This is a genomic window from Mycobacterium sp. 360MFTsu5.1 (assembly GCF_000383495.1).
Lineage (GTDB): Bacteria > Actinomycetota > Actinomycetes > Mycobacteriales > Mycobacteriaceae > Mycobacterium > Mycobacterium mucogenicum_B.
Window position 1 is genome coordinate 318,935 of sequence record NZ_KB911469.1, and the last position, 16,951, is coordinate 335,885.

At 63.4% G+C, this 16,951-nt stretch carries 18 protein-coding genes and 1 pseudogene; 12 read left to right on the forward strand and 7 right to left on the reverse strand.

From position 1 onward, the window contains the following. The first annotated feature begins 8 nt into the window (after window positions 1-8). The 6 genes from H289_RS0120700 to H289_RS0120725 are packed head-to-tail and all read left to right on the forward strand — an operon-like array spanning window position 9 to window position 7,503. Complete coding sequence (locus tag H289_RS0120700; RefSeq protein ID WP_029105510.1) at window positions 9-1,196, forward strand: MCE family protein; 1,188 nt, start codon at window positions 9-11, stop codon at window positions 1,194-1,196. Continuing rightward, entirely contained in the window at window positions 1,193-2,224 is a 1,032-nt protein-coding gene (locus H289_RS0120705; protein WP_020102733.1) for an MCE family protein, read from the forward strand. The genes H289_RS0120700 and H289_RS0120705 overlap by 4 nt, the downstream gene beginning before the upstream one ends. After that, window positions 2,224-3,303 (forward strand): MCE family protein, encoded by a 1,080-nt coding sequence (locus tag H289_RS0120710; RefSeq protein ID WP_020102734.1) that lies wholly within the window; start codon window positions 2,224-2,226, stop codon window positions 3,301-3,303. The genes H289_RS0120705 and H289_RS0120710 overlap by 1 nt, the downstream gene beginning before the upstream one ends. Continuing rightward, a complete protein-coding gene (locus tag H289_RS0120715; RefSeq protein WP_020102735.1) occupies window positions 3,303-4,763 on the forward strand; it encodes an MCE family protein in 1,461 nt (486 codons plus the stop codon). Before H289_RS0120710 ends, H289_RS0120715 begins: the two co-directional genes overlap by 1 nt. Beyond that, window positions 4,760-5,944: an MCE family protein gene (locus tag H289_RS0120720; protein WP_020102736.1), complete on the forward strand. Its 1,185-nt coding sequence runs from the start codon at window positions 4,760-4,762 to the stop codon at window positions 5,942-5,944. The genes H289_RS0120715 and H289_RS0120720 overlap by 4 nt, the downstream gene beginning before the upstream one ends. Next, on the forward strand, window positions 5,944-7,503 hold the full coding sequence (locus tag H289_RS0120725; protein WP_020102737.1) for an MCE family protein: 1,560 nt from the start codon (window positions 5,944-5,946) through the stop codon (window positions 7,501-7,503). Before H289_RS0120720 ends, H289_RS0120725 begins: the two co-directional genes overlap by 1 nt. Before the next feature lie 62 nt (window positions 7,504-7,565). Here H289_RS0120725 and H289_RS0120730 read toward each other — a convergent pair whose 3' ends face one another. Next, window positions 7,566-8,042 (reverse strand): Rv2253/PknI dimerization domain-containing protein, encoded by a 477-nt coding sequence (locus H289_RS0120730; protein WP_020102738.1) that lies wholly within the window; start codon window positions 8,040-8,042, stop codon window positions 7,566-7,568. Between the two features lie 364 nt (window positions 8,043-8,406). Between H289_RS0120730 and H289_RS0120735 the strand changes: the two genes are divergently transcribed. The 3 genes from H289_RS0120735 to H289_RS0120750 all read left to right on the forward strand — a co-directional run bounded on the left by H289_RS0120735 (window position 8,407) and on the right by H289_RS0120750 (window position 10,373). Further along, window positions 8,407-8,793: an Rv2576c family protein gene (locus H289_RS0120735; RefSeq protein ID WP_020102739.1), complete on the forward strand. Its 387-nt coding sequence runs from the start codon at window positions 8,407-8,409 to the stop codon at window positions 8,791-8,793. A 153-nt stretch (window positions 8,794-8,946) separates the two neighbouring features. Further along, window positions 8,947-9,729 carry an Rv1363c family protein gene (locus tag H289_RS32545; protein WP_231388085.1) on the forward strand — a complete coding sequence of 261 codons (783 nt, stop codon included), beginning with the start codon at window positions 8,947-8,949 and terminating at the stop codon, window positions 9,727-9,729. Next, entirely contained in the window at window positions 9,726-10,373 is a 648-nt protein-coding gene (locus H289_RS0120750) for a hypothetical protein (RefSeq protein WP_020102742.1), read from the forward strand. Before H289_RS32545 ends, H289_RS0120750 begins: the two co-directional genes overlap by 4 nt. A gap of 90 nt (window positions 10,374-10,463) precedes the next feature. On the opposite strand, the gene lipP1 is transcribed toward H289_RS0120750, so the two are convergent. Then, complete coding sequence (gene lipP1, locus H289_RS0120755) at window positions 10,464-11,387, reverse strand: LipP1 family hormone-sensitive lipase (RefSeq protein ID WP_020102743.1); 924 nt, start codon at window positions 11,385-11,387, stop codon at window positions 10,464-10,466. After that, entirely contained in the window at window positions 11,384-12,223 is an 840-nt protein-coding gene (locus H289_RS0120760) for an IclR family transcriptional regulator (RefSeq protein WP_020102744.1), read from the reverse strand. The genes lipP1 and H289_RS0120760 overlap by 4 nt, the downstream gene beginning before the upstream one ends. 211 nt (window positions 12,224-12,434) lie before the next feature. On the opposite strand from H289_RS0120760, the gene H289_RS0120765 reads away from it, so the two are divergent. Both H289_RS0120765 and H289_RS0120770 read left to right on the forward strand, forming a co-directional pair. Then, on the forward strand, window positions 12,435-12,815 hold the full coding sequence (locus H289_RS0120765) for an NADPH-dependent FMN reductase family protein (protein ID WP_020102745.1): 381 nt from the start codon (window positions 12,435-12,437) through the stop codon (window positions 12,813-12,815). Continuing rightward, the gene (locus tag H289_RS0120770) at window positions 12,812-13,054 is read left to right on the forward strand and encodes a hypothetical protein (protein ID WP_020102746.1); all 243 of its coding nucleotides are present in this window, start codon (window positions 12,812-12,814) and stop codon (window positions 13,052-13,054) included. The genes H289_RS0120765 and H289_RS0120770 overlap by 4 nt, the downstream gene beginning before the upstream one ends. Window positions 13,055-13,154: 100 nt before the next feature. Here H289_RS0120770 and H289_RS0120775 read toward each other — a convergent pair whose 3' ends face one another. The 4 genes and pseudogenes from H289_RS0120775 to H289_RS33910 all read right to left on the reverse strand — a co-directional run. Next, window positions 13,155-13,664: a nuclear transport factor 2 family protein gene (locus H289_RS0120775; RefSeq protein WP_020102747.1), complete on the reverse strand. Its 510-nt coding sequence runs from the start codon at window positions 13,662-13,664 to the stop codon at window positions 13,155-13,157. Continuing rightward, window positions 13,661-14,509, reverse strand: a complete 849-nt coding sequence (locus tag H289_RS0120780; RefSeq protein ID WP_029105512.1) for an LLM class F420-dependent oxidoreductase — start codon at window positions 14,507-14,509, stop codon at window positions 13,661-13,663. Before H289_RS0120780 ends, H289_RS0120775 begins: the two co-directional genes overlap by 4 nt. 1 nt (window position 14,510) lies before the next feature. Continuing rightward, on the reverse strand, window positions 14,511-15,305 hold the full coding sequence (locus H289_RS0120785; protein ID WP_029105513.1) for an SDR family NAD(P)-dependent oxidoreductase: 795 nt from the start codon (window positions 15,303-15,305) through the stop codon (window positions 14,511-14,513). 103 nt (window positions 15,306-15,408) lie between these two features. Then, window positions 15,409-15,600 (reverse strand): annotated as a pseudogene (locus H289_RS33910) (SDR family NAD(P)-dependent oxidoreductase); the annotation flags it as partial. A gap of 199 nt (window positions 15,601-15,799) precedes the next feature. On the opposite strand from H289_RS33910, the gene H289_RS0120790 reads away from it, so the two are divergent. After that, entirely contained in the window at window positions 15,800-16,879 is a 1,080-nt protein-coding gene (locus tag H289_RS0120790; RefSeq protein ID WP_020102751.1) for a ferredoxin--NADP reductase, read from the forward strand. Window positions 16,880-16,951: the final 72 nt, after the last annotated feature.

A 16,951-nucleotide genomic window follows, 5' to 3' on the forward strand; every position in this document is an offset into this window, starting at 1 on the left:
GGCATCGAATGTCACGTGACTCAGTACGTTTGCTCACCGGCTCTGCTGCGCTGGGCCTGGCCGCCGCGCTCGTCGTCGGAGCCGTTGTGTTGTTCCGAGGTGGCGCGACATCCACGGCATCCGTGACGGTGCTGTCCCCACGGGTGGGCCTGATCATGAACCCCGACGCCAAGGTGAAACTGCATGGCGCGCAGGTGGGCAAGGTAGCCGCCATCGACGATCTGCCAGACGGAAGCGCTGCCATCCGTCTGGCGATGAATCCTGACTACCTGCAACTGATTCCGGCGAACACCCGGGTGCAGATCGTGTCGAGCACGGTGTTCGGCGCAAAGTATGTCGACCTCCTCCCACCGGCGGAGCCATCTGCTCAGCCGCTGCACGCGGGGCAGGTTCTCGACGCCGGCCACGTCACCGTCGAAATCAACACGGTCTTCGAGCATCTGGTGGACGTGCTGTCCCAGGTCCAGCCCGAGAAACTCAACGAAACGCTCGGCGCCATGGCGCAGGCGCTGGGCGGTCGCGGCGACAAGCTGGGGCGGACAATGGTCGATTTCGACGCCATGCTCACCAAGATCGATCCCAGTCTTCCCAACATGAGCCAGGAAATCGCCACGGCTCCAAAGGTTCTCACCGCATACGCGGACGCCGGCCCCGATCTGATGAGCGCCGCACGCAGTGCGTCCCAGCTCAGCGACACCATCGTCGAGCGCCAGCAGGACCTCGACACGGTACTGCTGAGCGCCATCGGATTGGCAGACATCGGCAATGACGTTGTCGGCACCAACAGCAACGCGATCGTCGACGCAATGCACGTGTTGGTGCCCACCACCAATCTGACCAATCAATACAACCAAGCGCTCACCTGCGCCCTCAAGGGCATGGAGCCACTTGCCATGGGACCGCCGCAACCGCTGCCCGGAATCATGCTGCTGGACTCGTTCCTGCTGGGCACAGAACGCTACCGCTACCCCGGCAATCTGCCGAAGGTCGCCGCGTCAGGCGGCCCCCAGTGCATGGGCCTGCCCAACGTGGGATTCGGGCAGCGGCCGCCGTTCGTGGTCACCGACATCAACGCCAACCCGGCACAGTACGGAAATCAAGGGATCCTGTTGAACTCCGACGCACTCAAGCAAGCCCTGTTCGGCCCGCTCGACGGGCCGCCGCGTAACACCGCCCAGACAGGGCAACCAGGATGACGCGTCACAACCGGACCGCCGTGAAATTCGGTGCCTTCGGCGTCACGATGCTGCTGGTGACCGCAGCCCTTTTCGCGATCCTCGGTCAGTACCGAACCGGCTCGACAAACACCTACTCGGCCATTTTCACCGACGCATCCAGCCTCAAAGTCGGTGATTCCGTACGCGTCGCAGGTATCCGGGTCGGAACGGTCAATAACATCGCACTACGCCCTGACAACACGGTGGTTGTAGGTTTCGACGCCGACCGCGACGTCGTCCTGACGACCGGAACCAAAGTCGTTGTGCGATACCTCGATCTGGTCGGCAACCGATACCTCGAGCTGGCAGACGGCCCGGGGTCGACAAAAATCCAACAGGCCGGCACGCAGATTCCGGCCGAGCGCACGGAACCCGCGTTGGACCTCGACCTGCTACTGGGCGGCCTCAAGCCCGTCATCCAAGGGCTCAATGCCCAGAACGTCAACGCGCTGACCAACTCCCTGATCCAGATTCTGCAGGGTCAGGGCGGAACAGTGGAATCGCTGATGACTCAAACGACTTCGTTCACGACAGCCCTGGCCGACAACGGACAGACCGTTCAGCAGTTGATCGACAACCTGAACACCGTCGTAGCGACAGTCGCCAAGGACGGCGACAAGTTCTCCGGCGCCGTCACGCGCCTGCAACAGCTGATCACCGGCCTGTCCCAGCAACGTGATCCGATCGGGGAGGCAATCACAGCCCTGGACAACGGAACTGGTTCCCTGTCGGAACTGATGACGCAGGCCCGCCCACCTCTCGCAGGAACGGTGAACCAGCTCAATCGGATCGCCACACTGCTGGACAACGACAAAGACAAGGCCCGAATGGATCTCGCGCTGCAGAAGGCGCCCGCCAACTACCGGAAGCTGGTCCGCCTCGGTGCGTACGGCAGCTTCATCAACCAGTATCTGTGCGGCATGAACGTCCGCGTGACGGACCTGCAGGGCCGTACCGCGTACTTCCCCTGGATCATGCAGAACACCGGCCGCTGCGGGGAACCCTGATGCTGAAATACCGCGGATCGCAACTGATGCGCACCGGACTCATCGGTTTGGTGCTGATAGTCCTCATCATCGCCGTCGGCCTTCAACCACAGAAACTCTGGTCGTGGGCCACGTCGATCAGGTACCACGCGGTGTTCGCCGACGCCGGCGGACTCTCCCCGGGAAACGACGTCAAGGTCTCTGGCGTGACCAAGGGCACCATCAGCTCAGTCACCCTCAGCCACGGCAAAGCCTTGGTGACGTTCGCCCTCGACGGCACCGTCGCTCTGGGCACACAGACCACCGCCCACATCAGAACCGGCACCGTCCTTGGCGCCCGGATGATGACCCTCGAGCCCGCAGGGAACGGAAACTTGCGCCCCGCCGACACCATTCCCCTCGCCCGCACCGGGTCTCCGTACTCACTGACCGACGCCGTCAGCGACTTCACCAACAACACCGCCGGCACCGACACCGCCGCACTCACCCATTCGCTCGACACGCTCTCGGACACCATCGACCGCATGGCCCCACAGCTGGGACCGACATTCGATGGGCTCACCCGCCTCTCCCGAACACTGAACAGCCGCAATGAGTCCCTGACGTCGCTACTCAAGAACGCGGCCGACGTAACCGGGATTCTGGCGCAACGCAGCAACCAGGTGAACACGCTGCTGCTCGATGCCAACGCCCTGACCGCAGTACTCGACCAACGGCGCCACGCGATCGTCGATCTCCTGGCGAACACGTCGGCGCTTTCTCGACAACTCTCCGGGCTCGTACACGACAACGAAAAGGTCCTCGCCCCGACCCTGCAGAAGGTCAACTCCGTCACCTCGATTCTGGAGAAGAACCGTGACAACATCGCCAAGGCCCTCGCCGGCCTGGCCAAATATCAAGTCACACAGGGTGAGTCGGTGAACAACGGCTGGTATTACAACGCCTTCGTCGGCAATCTCATCCCCTCACAGACCATCCAACCGTTCCTCGACTACGCCTTCGGATTCCGTCGCGGCACCAATGCCGGCCAGCCCGCTGACAACGCCGGCCCGCGCGCCGAATTCCCTTGGCCCCACAACGGTATTCCGGGAGGCCACTGATGATCACCCGCCATCACAAACCCTTGACCCGCATCGCGGCGGCCCTGCTGGTGGTCCTCGCACTCGCCGGAGGCGTGCTGTTGGTGCGGCAGACCGTCTTCCGCCCGACCGCCATCACTGCGTACTTCACTTCCGCCACAGCGATTTATCCCGGCGACGAAGTCCGCGTCGCCGGCGTCAAAGTGGGAACGATCACCAGCATCGAACCTGCCGGCAGCCAAGCACGGCTGACCCTTGCGATCGATCACGGAGTACCGATCCGAGCAGACGCCAAAGCGATCATCATGGCGCAGAACTTGGTGGCCGCACGATACGTGCAGTTGGCGCCCGCGTACGACGATGCCGGCCCGACAATGTCCGATGGTGCGCAGATCGGCATCGACCGGACAGCGGTGCCTGTGGAATGGGATCAAGTCAAAGACCAGCTCATGCGGTTGGCCACGGACCTAGGGCCGGTCAGCGGCTCCTCTGCGACGTCGCTGAGTCGTTTCATCGACAGCGCCGCGACCGCGATGGACAGCAACGGCGACAAGCTGCACCAAGCGATCAGCCAGCTCTCGGGAATCGGGCGAATCTTGGCGCATGGCAGCGGCAACGTCGTCGACATCATCAAGAATCTGCAGATTTTCGTCTCCGCCCTGCGTGAGAGCAACACCCAAATCGTCGAGTTTCAACAGCATCTCGCGAGCGTCACCAGCGTCGTCAACGGCGCACGAACCGATCTCGATGCCGCCCTGACCAACCTGGCCTCGGCCGTTGGCGAGGTGCGGCGCTTCGTCGCGGGAACGCGCGATCAGACAGTCGAACAGCTGCAGCGGTTGACGAACGTCACGCAGAACCTCGTCGACAACAAACTCAAATTGGAGAATGTGCTGCATGTGGCACCCAACGCCATCGCCAACGGCTACAACATCTACAACCCTGATAGCGGTACGGCGGTCGGCGCGTTCGCGATGTCCAACTTCGCCGACCCGGTATCCGTCGTGTGCTCCGCGATCGCAGCGGTGAAGAATGCCACGGCAGCGGAATCGTCGAAGTTGTGCGCGCAATATCTCGGCCCGGCGCTGTCTCTGATCAACTTCAATTACCTGCCGTTACCGACGAATGTCTATCTCCGAAAGGCACCGAGCCCGGAGAATCTGGTCTACACCGATCCCAAACTCGCCCCCGGCGGAAGCGGTTCCCGCACCGAGTCCCCAACCGAGCCCCCGGCGGTGTCGGCCTACACCGGTACCAACGACGTCACCCCTCCCGCCGGGTGGGGCGCGCCGCCGGGCCCCCCAGGGGCTTACGCGCCCAACGGATTACCGGCTGACCCCGCGCCCGCGTTGTTCCCCGGCGCGCCGATCCCACAACCACCCGCCGCGTCCGCACCACAGGCGACCACTGTTCGGGATCTGCTCCTTCCCGCAGAAGCCGCACCGGCTTCCACGGCCACGACACCGGGAGGGACACCATGATCATGCATCGGGCCTTGACCCGCCTCACGGCGCTATCGGCGTGTTCCCTGCTATCGGTCACCGGTTGCGCGTTCCACGGGCTGAACTCTCTGCCGCTGCCGGGCACGGTGGGACGTGGGTCCGACGCCACGATCTATCACGTCGAGCTCGCCAATGTCGGTACCTTGGAAGCTAATTCACCAGTCATGGTCGGCGACGTGATTGTCGGCAGCGTGTCCAAGATGGCGGTGCGCAACATGCGTGCCGACGTCGAGGTGTCGGTCAAACCGGGCACCGTGGTCCCGGCGAATGCGGTTGCCACAGTTGGGCAAACCAGTCTGCTCGGGTCCATGCACCTGGCCCTGGACCCACCGCCGGGCCGGCCGTCCGCCGGCCGACTGTCCCCCGGGTCCACCCTGGAGTTGGACCGGACTTCGACATACCCGTCGACGGAGCAGACGTTGTCGTCGCTATCGGTTCTCGTCAACGGAGGCGGGCTGGGCCGGATCGGTGAACTGGTCACCGAGTTCAACGCCGCGCTGAACGGCCGGCAAGACCAGATCCGCGACCTGCTCACCCGCCTCAACAATGTGGTCGGCATCTTCGCCGATCAGCGAGACGACATCAATGCCTCGATTACGGCGCTCACCCGCCTGGCCGACACCCTGTCCGGCCAGAGCGACGTGATCGAACAAGCCCTGCAACGAATCCCGCCCGCACTCGATGTCCTGATCAGAGAACAGCCCCGCATCACAACAGCCCTGGAGAAGTTCGGCGTGTTCAGCACCACTGCCACCACGCTGATCAGAGCCACCCAAGACGACTTGGTCACCAACCTGCGCAACCTCGACCCGACCCTGCGTGCCCTGGCTGACGTCGGACCGAATCTCGGTACCGTCCTGGCGTTCGCGCCGACGTATCCCTACCCGCAGAACTTCATCGACCGCGGTATTCGTGGCGACTACCTGAACGAATTCATCACCTTCGATTTCACGATTCCCCGGCTCAAGCGAGGACTGCTTCTGGGCACCCGCTGGGGACAGGAAGGAGCCCCCTTGGTACCCGCGCCGGGCGACCCCTGGTACGCCAACTACACAAAGGACCCGCTGGGCACATTGCTGACCGCTCCGCCGAAAGCTGTTGCCACCCTGCCGACTCCGGCACCCGCCGCCCCGACCAATCCGAACGGCGGCAGCAACTGATGCTCACCCGCTTGGTACGCATTCAGCTCGGCCTCTTCGCGGCCGCCTCGATCATCGGTATGGCGGTGATGCTGGTCGTCTACCTGCAGGCACCCACCCTGTTGGGACTCGGGCGCATGACGGTCAGTCTGCAGCTGCCGGCCACCGGAGGGCTGTACCGGTTCTCCAACGTCACCTACCGCGGTGTGCAGATCGGCAAGGTCACCGATGTCCGGCCCACCCGTGACGGTGCCGTCGCCACCCTGTCGCTCGACGATGCGTCGAAGATCCCCGCGGACCTGCACGCAGCAGTCCTGAGTGTGTCCGCCGTCGGTGAGCAATATGTCGACCTGCAACCCCGTGATGAAGCAGGCCCCTACCTGCACGACGGGTCGGTCATTCCAGCGGCGAACACGTCCATCCCCCAAGCCGTCGGACCGATGCTCGATCAAGCCAGCGCGCTCATCAACAGCATCCCGAAGGACAAGATCGGTCCACTGCTCGACGAGACATTCAAGGCGTTCAACGGCTCTGGTTACGACGCCGGGTCCCTGTTGGATTCCTCGTCGAAGTTGATCGCCGACGCCAACAGCGTCAGCGAACAGTCTCGAGCACTCATCGATGACGGCAGGCCCTTGCTCGACGGCCAAGCCCAATCCGTCGATGCCATCCGGACCTGGGCCCACAGCGTCGCGGGACTCAGCCGGCAACTGGTCCAGAACGACCCCCAGGTCAGGATGCTCCTCAAAGAGGGCCCGGGCGCAGCGGACGAGGGCTCCCGCCTGTTCAACCAAGTAATGCCCACTCTGCCGATGCTCTTGGCCAACCTGACAAGCCTCGGCCAGGTGGCCGTGACCTATCACCCGTCGCTCGAACAGTTGTTGGTGCTCCTGCCACCTGTGGTGTCGTCCACCCAGTCCTACGGTGCACCCAAGAACAATCCGACGGGCATGGCATTGGGCGATTTCACCCTGAACATCAGCGATCCGCCGGCCTGCACCGTCGGTTTCCTCCCGCCGTCGTCCTGGCGCTCACCGGAAGACACCAGTGACGTCGACACCCCCGACGGGCTGTACTGCAAGCTGCCGCAGGACTCGCCCATCGGTGTCCGTGGCGCACGAAACTATCCATGTATGCGAAATCCGGGAAAGCGTGCTCCCACCGTCGAAATCTGCGACAGCGACAAGCCTTACGAGCCCCTGGCTATGCGCCAGCACGCTCTCGGTCCGTATCCGATCGACCCGAACCTGCTCGCTCAGGGGATTCCGCCGGATTCTCGGGTCGATCACGACAGCACGATCTACGGACCACTCGACGGAACGCCGAGGCCGGCGACGGGTCAACCGCCGGCCGGCGAGGGCGCACCGGACACTCCGCCGCCGCCCTCGGATGGTGCCGGACCAACGCCGGTGGCTCCGAGCGCTTTCATCCCCGAGACTCCGACGGGGCCGTCGGTCGCCGTCGCAACGTATGACCCCGCCACCGGCCGCTACGCCACCCCGGATGGAAAGGTCTACCGCCAGAAGGATCTGGCTCCGCAGAGCGGAGAACGGACCTGGCGGGACCTGTTCACGGCCTGACATGAACGACGTTGGGGCCGGCACGATCAGGACGTGCCGGCCCCATACAGTAAGTACCTGGGTCAGGCGGCCTTGACCAGCTTGAAGGGCATCGTGATGAAGAGAACCCTGCTACTTCCGCACGAGCCGCTGACTCCGGTGGTGGAGTCCTCGCCCATCAGTGTCGACGATGTCAGATCCGCGCCGGCCCCATCAGAGGTAGCCGGGTAGAACCTGAAAACCTGTAGTCCCGGCCCTGAAGTGCCATCTGCGCATGGCTGCCAGTTGTCGACCGTTTTCTTGACGTACCAGACGCCGCTTTTCATGTAGATCGGCGCATTCCATCCCCAGTCGGTGGCGACGGTGCCTGCGCATTCGGTCGGATAACTGCACTCGGTCTTGATCGTCCATTTGCTGCGAATACTCGCCTCGTCGTGATAGATGTCGTTGGTCTTGGCCCACTCACCATTGGACGTTGCGACATAGGTGCCATTGAGACCCCAGTCGTTCGAGGCATCGGCGATGCCACCATCCCACCCCGTCAACAGCCCGACGATCACCGCCGTCGCAGCGATCGATGTCGTTGATATCTGCAAGACCTGCTCCTTTTGCACCGAACCCGTTTGACGCCCGCTGGTAGACCCCAGACGGCGCGAGTCCGACCACTTCGGTTCATCGAAAGATGCTGCCGCACAATCGGTACAGCTACTACTGTCCAACTTTCCGCATGCGGCGACAGGCAAAATCCCGCCAGGCGGTCATCGCCCCCTGGTCAGTCGAGGGGTGTGCCAGGGTTGGGAAGTGCCGTCCGAACCGAACCGCCTGCACCCGCTCGCCGCCATCAGGCGGCGCGCCACCGTTCGAGGCGCAACAACACGTTCAATCACGCTGGCGAGGTGGACTCGGACAGCAGCCGCGGTACTGATGATCGGGTTCGGCACAGCAACAGCGCAGCTCGCGCGCGCAGACAGCGACTCGACGTCGCACCGCGTGACGTACACCGTCACCGCCGATCTGGCTACCAACGCGGGCATCTACTATCGCGATGTCCAACCGCCCACCTGGGCCGAATACAGCCACAACCCTTATGAATTCAGCCCGAGAGACGACGTACACCTCGAACCCGGAAAACCCTGGGTTCACGAAGCCACCCTGGACGACCCCGACCGGTGGGCGATGGTCACGGTCACCACAGCCGGTCAGCCATCACAACAGGGCCAGACGCTGCGCTGCACACTCACAGTCGACGGAAAGGTCGTCAACCGATCCAACGGCACCAGCGGTGCTCTGTGCTCACTACGAAATTGGTGACTCATCGAGCACCAGGCGGCCCGTCAACCGCTGGGCGGGAATCCTTCACCATTCGGATCTCGACCGGATTAGCGTCGAAAACATCATGGCCAGCACGGGAATGGCACCAACGGGCACCAGTACCCACGACTAGCAGCGAACCGGAGGTGGATCATGCGGTTACTCAGCCGCGCTGATACCGCGACGCAGGTGAACGCCCCAGATACCGCTGAGGAAGACGACCGGGCGGAGCCTTTCAACCCGGGGCTGATCAACCAAGCGGAGGCCGAAGCACTCGCCGCTGAAGAGCTGGCCGCAGCGGCGCGTGCCCGAGTCGATGGGCTCCGCGCGCGGGCCGTCGAGGTCGGTGGTTCGCCACACGTCGGCGAACCCACCAATTCCGCAACAGATCTCGCAGAGGCCGAGCCAGGCATCACCCAGGAGTCTTCGGCGAAGCGACGGCGGCTACACCGCCCAAAGCTGTCAACGACATTGGCTACCGTCGCCGTCCTGGCAAGTGCCGCATCACTTGCGGCAACCGGCTACATGCTCCACTACCACCGCCACTTCGATAGCGAGGTGCAGCGGAAGACAGAATTCACTTCCGCCGCGTCGCAGGCGGTCATCACGCTGATGTCGATCGACGGCACCAAGGCCGAGGACAACGTCCAGCAGATCCTCGCCAATTCCACCGGGCAGTTTCGTGACGATTTCCAGGCCGATGCAAAGGATTTCGTCCAGGTTGCCCGCGAGTCCAAGGCGGCGACAAAGGCCACGGTGCGCAGCGCGGCCGTGGAATCGATGACGCCGGATTCTGCTGTGGTGCTCGTAACCGCCGCGACAACGGTGAGCAACACGGCGGGGACCAATCAACAACCACGCAACTGGCGCCTCAGTGTCACCATGATCAGAGACGGAGCGCAGCTCAAGATGTCGAAAGTCGAGTTCGTGCCATGACCACAGACACGGCAGCACACACCGCCGACGACACCACTCCCGAGGACGTCGACAGTGATCAGCCCAACGAAGCGTCCTCTGTCGCTGACGAGCAACACGTCGACGTATCGGAGGACCAAACCACGTCAAACCCGGGCCGTTCGAAGCCACTGACCCGGCGGCTTGCAGGCCGGTGGCGGCCCATCGCCGTCACGAGCCTCGTACTGGCGTGCGCGGGCACCGCAGGAGCGATGTACTTCACGACTTACCGCAGTGACCGCGCCAGTGCCGAGGCCACAACCCAGGTTGCCAAAGCCGCATCCGAAGGCGCCGTGGCGTTACTGTCCTATGCGCCTGCAAGTTTGGATCATGACCTGGCAGCCGCGCGCTCGCACCTCACCGGCGGCTTCCTGACGTACTACAGCCAGTTCGCCGACCAGTTCGTTGCGCCTGCTGCCAAACAGAAAGACATTCATGCCGTCGCATCGGTAGTCCGTGCCGCCACGATCGACGCCCACGCAGACAGCGCACACGTCCTGATCTTCCTGAACCAAACCACCACCAGTCGTGAAAATCCCGAACCGACGCAGTCGGCCAGTAGCGTGAACGTCGGGCTCACGAAGATTGATGGGGCATGGCAGATTTCGTCATTTGATCCGATCTAGCCGTCATCGGCATGCGGGATAGCCGTTCAGAATGTGCACAGAACCGGGCGCACTCATCGGCAGCGCGCCCGGTTCTGTGTCCAAACGTCGCTACCGACGAAGCAACTCGCCCAGCGCGCGGCTTGCTTGCCGACGGGCGGCATGCGCGATGTCGAACATGGGCATCGTCATGAAGCCATGTATGCCGCCGGTGAAGAACAACTGCTGAACGGTACCGCCCGCATCCCGCAGTGCATCGGCATACGCCAGGCCCTCATCTCTGAGCGGATCGCAACCGGCGACGACCATGACGGCCGGAGGCAATCCTTCGAGACGACCGCACAGCGGGGACGCGTACGGATGGCTGCGATCACTTTGCTCGGGAACGTATTGATCCCAATACCATTGCAGCGCTTCACGCGGGTTGTAGTAGCCCGCTCCGAACCGACGGTAGGAGTCGGTGTCGAATTCTGCGGCGATCACCGGGTACAGCAGCAGCTGCGCGGCGATGGACAGCTCGCCGCCGTCACGCGCCATCAGTGCGACCACGGCAGCGAGATTTCCGCCCGCGCTGTCGCCCCCGATCGCAACTCGTTGAGCATCGGCACCGATGTCACCCGCGTGTTCGGACACCCAGCAGGTCACCGCATACACATCATCGGCAGCCGTGGGCCACCGGTGCTCTGGAGCCAGTCGGTATGCGACCGAAACAATCACCGCCGGAATGAGATTCGCCAGATTCCGGCACAGTCCGTCGTGGCTGTCCAGATCGCAGAAGACGAAGCCGCCACCGTGCGCGTACACCAGAACCGGCAGCGGTCCGGACGCTTCCGGCCGGTAGATCCGGACGTCCACATGACCACCGTCGACCGACACCCGGTCGTCCCAGACGGCGGCGACCGATTCGGGCTGCGGGTTCGGCACGAACCGCGCGCGAATCGCGTCCCTGGCTTCGGCCCCGGTCATCATGGACACCTTGGGAAATCCCGTATCGAGAGCCTCGATCAGGTTCGCCACTTGTGGATCGAGGGTCATGCGGGACGCATCGCCGACGCGCGCAGCTCCGCGTTGTGCGCGGTAATACCGGCCCGCAGGGGGCGCACGAGCGTGGGCGTCGCATGCTCGCGAACGCTTTCGGCGTTGCGCCACACCGCCGTCGCGGTCATCCGCACCGGCGTCACCAACCGCCCGTCGAACGTCATCTGCGACATCGGACCACACACGGATACCGCGGCCACGGCTTCGCCCACGGGTCCGATCGGTGCTGCGACGCAACCGAACCCGCGAAGAGACTCTTCCCTCTCAGTGGCCACACCGTGGGCGCGGACCCTGTCCAGTTCGGCGGCGAGCTGAGCACTTGTGGCGACCGAGTACCGGGTTCGTCGTTTCGCGAGGTCAACGTCAGCAGAGTCGCGATAGGCCAGGATCGCCTTGCCGACGGCAGTACATTGGGCGGGTTGGCGGCCGCCGATCCGTGTCGGAATTGCAGCTCGCACCTCGTCGCCGATCTTCTCCAGGTATACGACGTCAGAGCCGTCCAATATGGCGAGATGCACGACCAACCCGGTGGCCCGGTGCAGATCACGCAGGAGCGGAATGGCAGCCGTGTGGATTCGGTCCTGTTGCAGCGCAAGGTTTCCCAACTCCACGAGGCGCACGCCGAGCTCGTAATCAAACCCGTCACGGCTCAGCCAGCGCAAGTTCACCAGGCGCTCGAGCATGCGATGCGCGGACGAGCGGGGCAGCCCGGTGCGACGAACGATCTGCGCCAAAGTGAGACTTCCCGACCCGTCGAACGCTTCCAAAACCAGGGAAACCCGATCGATCACGTTGCTAGGCGTCTCGGCAGCCATATCGACGGTCAGCGTCATCGAAACCCTCCAGGCTCATCACACGGATAGTCACAATAGGAATAGTGATTTTTTTACCATATGCTGTGGCCGCTGTCACATATCGATCCGCAACGGCCCGGTGACATCGCCGCCGCGGCCGGTTCCGCTCACCGGTCGGCCACGTATCGCCGGGTTCCCTGAACTCGGTAGACCTGAATCCGAAGAACACATCAACGACCTCGGGAGCCCCATGCGCAAGCAACTGCTGCTGGCCATCGCCGCCGGCGCACTCACCCTTGGCCCGCCGCCCGTGGCGACCGCTGACGCCCCCACCCCGTGCGAGGACGCCTACTGCACGCCCGGCATCGCCGCCGGTGTCGTTCTGGGGGCCCCGTGCGCCGACACCTCGCACTTCGTCTTCGGCACCACCTCATGGGGACGGCTCGTGTTCTGCGGCTCTCCACGCCGGTACGACGCGCGCTATTTTCGTTCGCCACCGATGAGGGGCATCAAGGTCGAGGGCTCACCCTGTCCGCAGTTCGTGAATGACGTGGCCCAGACCCCCGACGGTGTGTTCTTGAGCTGTGTTGCGGTCGACGACGCCACTCGCTGGGTGCCCGGCGACCAGTGACCGGGACCAAGCCGGGCAATCTCGTGCACTACAGACACATTCATGATCTCGCCTGGGATTTCGTCGATGCCGCCCGCGCTCGGCCGGACACACAGCTCGATGCTGCTGGGATGAATGCACTGTTTCTCACCCTGGGAATCGGCGATTATGAGGCCGCGATTGACACAGTGCTCGTCGCGTGTGCCGATGCACCAGTAGCCGTCAGCCCAGAATTGGCGGACCGGCTGGCCGCTGGATGACGATTTTTGGCAAGCCGGATGAGGCCGGCCGTCGGCTGAAGATACTGAAGTCGATACTAAGACTCAGTGAAGGCGCATCTGACGGCCGGCGAATCCATGGCTAGCCTGGCGGCGCCCCCGTACCATCCAGACCAGCTTCGAGCAGGACGTGGGCATATGGGTCACCGTCGAGAATCCTGCTGGTGCGAGTAGTGATCTGCCATTGATCCGCAATGCGATTGAGCACGAAATGATTTGCGGTGGCTCGCCACACCCTGTACTGCCCGTCGCTGCCAGAGGAGTCAGAGCCGGCCTGGCGAAGCAGCACCAGTGATTCGCACACCGCCACCGCGGTATCGCCCTCCACTGTCACCACGGCGGGACCCAAGAAGTGACAGCAGCCCTGAGCTACGAGGGCCTGGTGCGAAGTCGAACTGACCATTTCGTGGATACCGTGACGACCCGTCATCTGCCAGCCCTCCACGTCATAGGTGCCGTCGACGGCCCAGAGATCCGCCGCCCGGTCGGCATTGCCGGCATCGACCGAGGGTCCATACGAGGCAATGAGTTTCGCGATCGCTTGCTGATCTTCGAGGCGCCGCAGACGTGACAAGACCTCAGCTTCAGTCATACTTCCTTCTTCAATTCATGCAAACGGACCAACTGATCGCAATAGTGCGACGCACTGTTTGCGCGGATCACGCAGCTGACAGCTGTGGCCCCGGCATCGCGCAAGACTTCCAATTGGCTGCGCGTACCGGCCGAATCACCCTCCGGATCAACCACAGTGGACAGCACCACCTCAAACCCGAGTGGACGTTCGACGCCGGCCAACATGTCAGATACGTCATCCGGATGAAGCCCGAACGGCATCCATCCGTCGGCATGGCCCACTGCCCGTCGCAGCGATGCCGCACCGCGCCCGCCGACCCACAGTGGGACACGCCGCTGCGCCGCATGCGGCAGCACTGTCATGCCGTGGAAGTCATAAAACCGCCCATGGTATTGCGGTGTTGCAGTGGACAGCGACGCCCGAAGAGCACAGATCGCATCGTCTGCACGTGCGGCTCGCTGCGGCCATGGCGCGCCAAGTAGCGCGAATTCCTCTGCCAGCGAACCGATTCCGACCCCGAGTATTAGTCGGCCCCCGCTCACGCGATCCAGGGTGCCGTAACGTTTGACGATCTCCAACGGATGGTGGTACCCGAGGACCAGCACCGCGGTGGCCATCCTGATTCGGCTGGTGTGCGCGGCAAGGTAACCCAAGGTGGCCAGTGGATCCCAATACACCGCACCACGTTTGGCGATATCCGCGGACGGAACGGCAATGTGTTCCGAGCACGTCAGGTATTCGAAACCCAATTCGTCAGCGGCGGAGGCAATCTGAACCAGTTCCTCAATGCCGGCGGTGGATTCCCAGTCGCTGGCGATTCCGGGCTGCTGCACCACTACCGGCGTGGACAACCCCAGCTGCACGTCAATGTACCCCGGCAATCAGGGCCCTGATGGCCTCATGCGATTCCAGCACCACCCGCGATCTGTCCGGGGCACTGTTGGCTTCTGCACGTGCCTCATTACCACCCGCCACCCAGACCGGCCCATCCGCCAGGTGCGCGAGACCTTCGGCGGCGACGTCGGCGGGCTCATTGACGAGGATGCCGGGCGCATCGAAATTCAGTCCAATTCGCTCCATCGCGGGCGTCCGCGTGACGCCGAGCACCAATTCCAGTACATCAACATTGCGGTCGCGCAGTTCCAGCCAAAGGCTCTCGGCGAACATCCGCGAAAAGGCCTTGGCGCCGGCGTAAATGGTGTGCCGCCACGCACCCATATAGCCCGAAAGCGATCCGACGAGCATGATGCCTCCGCGACCACGAGCCGCCATCGGGCGTCCGTAGTGCTGCACCAATTCGAGCATCCGAGTCACATTGAGGTCGGTGACCTTTTGAAACTCACGGAGGTCCGTTTCCAGGAACAGTTCGTTGCACGTGCTCGCGCCTGCGTTGTAGATCAACAACCCCACTTCGAGGTCGGCGGTGTCTTCGCAGATGCGGGCGACCGACTGTGGATCGAGGAGGTCAGCGGACGCCACGCGAACCTCGACGCCGATTTCGCGGCAGCGTGCCGCGGTCTCCTCAAGCGGCCCCGGTTTGCGCGCGATCAGCACCAAATTCAAGCCCGCCCGTGCGAGCTGCACGGCAAATTCGGCTCCCACGCCCTCTGACCCGCCGGCAATGACTGCCCATGGCCCATACTTCTCAACGTCGATCATCGTGAATTCCTTTCTCGGCGTTATTTTTGCGTGGCACCCGCGTCAACGGGGAACGTGATCGCTGTGATGTATCGCGCTTCGTCCGAGGCCAGGAACAGTGCCTGACCAGGCGGCCGTTCTCCTCGAGATCTGCCGGGGCACTGAAGGGGACCGAAACGGTCTCGACCGGCCCGCACAGGTCGAACCCGACGATGTCGGCGCCTTCCTGGGCGAACCGGACTGCTTGAGCGCGGCCGATCCCGCGGGCTGCGCCGGTGATCAAGGCGACCTTGCCGGCCAACCGCAGTGCACTCACGCTGTTCTCCCGGTCAATCCCGCATCGGTCGGGTCGTCCAGGTCGGGGCGCCGTCGGCCTCTGATCACCACATCAACGGTAGGGCGCCGGGGGATGCTGAATCTGCGTCGATTCCCGGTGATCGGAAACCAATGCAGGGATCCCGCTCATCGGAGAGACCGGTTGGGTCCGCGCCTTGGGCGTCCCAGACTTTCAGCACATGAACGATGTCGAAGCCGACACCGAAATCGTTGGCGCAGGCCGCGGTGCATTGCTCGCGGTGGCCGATGTCATCGAGGAGAGTCCCGACGCTCGGTCGTTGGTGTTCAGTGTCCCCGAACAGCTGCGCGACCGCTTCACCTACCGCCCAGGACAGTTCCTGACCCTGCGCGTCCCGAGCGATCAGACCGGCTCGGTCGCCCGGTGCTACTCACTCGCGAGCTCACCACATACCGATCCCGCGCCGAAGGTCACGATCAAACGGACTGCGGACGGATACGCATCGAACTGGTTGTGCGACAACCTTTCTGTCGGTGACACCATCGAAGTGCTGCCGCCGGCCGGCGTATTCAGCCCGTCCTCGCTCGATACCGACTTCCTCTTGTGGGCCGCGGGAAGCGGTGTCACCCCTGTCATGTCGATTCTGAAATCAGCGATGGCATCCGGCTCTGGAAGAGCGGTGCTGTGCTACGCCAACCGGGACGAGCGCTCGGTGATCTTCGCTGCCGAGCTACGCGAACTGGCCGCGCGTTACGCCGGACGGCTGACGGTATTGCACTGGCTGGAGTCGGTACAGGGATTGCCGACCCGCGCTCAGATGGCCGGTTTTGCGCACACCGCCTTTTCTGGGTCCACCACCTTCGAATCGTTCATCTGCGGTCCCGCCTCGTTCATGTCCGTCATCAAGGAGGCCCTGACCGAAGCCGGAGTACCACGCGAGCGCATCCATCTCGAGGTGTTCCAATCCTTGGCGGGCGACCCGTTCACCGATGAGATTGCTTCCCCCGCAGATGATTCAGATGGACACGACGCTGCTACGGTGCGGGTTGACCTCGACGGCGAGAGCCACCAGTTGCGATGGCCGCGGCGCGCCACACTGGTCGAGACGATGCTCGCGGCAGAGCTTGACGTGCCGTACTCGTGTCGGGAAGGCCAGTGCGGGTCATGCGCGGCCACCGTGCTCCGCGGCCAAGTCGACATGGCCACCTCCGACGTACTGCAACCAGAGGACATCGCCGACGGCCTGATCTTGGCTTGCCAGGCCACACCGGTATCAGACGAACTACACATCAAGTTTTAGAAAAACCGCTGCTCCACAACATTTTCCGCTCATCGGGAACAGATCTCACCAACGGTAAGTCCACCGATGGAC

Excerpts from the sequence above, each read along its gene's own strand:
- H289_RS0120720 (WP_020102736.1), top strand. The coding sequence starts at position 4,760 with ATGATCATGCATCGGGCCTTGACCCGCCTCACGGCGCTATCGGCGTGT.
- H289_RS0120750 (WP_020102742.1), top strand. The coding sequence starts at position 9,726 with ATGACCACAGACACGGCAGCACACACCGCCGACGACACCACTCCCGAG.
- H289_RS0120760 (WP_020102744.1), bottom strand. The coding sequence starts at position 12,223 with ATGACGCTGACCGTCGATATGGCTGCCGAGACGCCTAGCAACGTGATC.
- H289_RS0120715 (WP_020102735.1), top strand. The coding sequence starts at position 3,303 with ATGATCACCCGCCATCACAAACCCTTGACCCGCATCGCGGCGGCCCTG.
- H289_RS0120790 (WP_020102751.1), top strand. The coding sequence starts at position 15,800 with ATGAACGATGTCGAAGCCGACACCGAAATCGTTGGCGCAGGCCGCGGT.
- H289_RS0120705 (WP_020102733.1), top strand. The coding sequence starts at position 1,193 with ATGACGCGTCACAACCGGACCGCCGTGAAATTCGGTGCCTTCGGCGTC.
- H289_RS0120700 (WP_029105510.1), top strand. The coding sequence starts at position 9 with ATGTCACGTGACTCAGTACGTTTGCTCACCGGCTCTGCTGCGCTGGGC.
- H289_RS0120775 (WP_020102747.1), bottom strand. The coding sequence starts at position 13,664 with ATGACTGAAGCTGAGGTCTTGTCACGTCTGCGGCGCCTCGAAGATCAG.
- H289_RS0120735 (WP_020102739.1), top strand. The coding sequence starts at position 8,407 with ATGATCGGGTTCGGCACAGCAACAGCGCAGCTCGCGCGCGCAGACAGC.
- H289_RS0120710 (WP_020102734.1), top strand. The coding sequence starts at position 2,224 with ATGCTGAAATACCGCGGATCGCAACTGATGCGCACCGGACTCATCGGT.
- H289_RS0120725 (WP_020102737.1), top strand. The coding sequence starts at position 5,944 with ATGCTCACCCGCTTGGTACGCATTCAGCTCGGCCTCTTCGCGGCCGCC.
- H289_RS32545 (WP_231388085.1), top strand. The coding sequence starts at position 8,947 with ATGCGGTTACTCAGCCGCGCTGATACCGCGACGCAGGTGAACGCCCCA.
- H289_RS0120785 (WP_029105513.1), bottom strand. The coding sequence starts at position 15,305 with ATGATCGACGTTGAGAAGTATGGGCCATGGGCAGTCATTGCCGGCGGG.
- H289_RS0120765 (WP_020102745.1), top strand. The coding sequence starts at position 12,435 with ATGCGCAAGCAACTGCTGCTGGCCATCGCCGCCGGCGCACTCACCCTT.
- lipP1 (WP_020102743.1), bottom strand. The coding sequence starts at position 11,387 with ATGACCCTCGATCCACAAGTGGCGAACCTGATCGAGGCTCTCGATACG.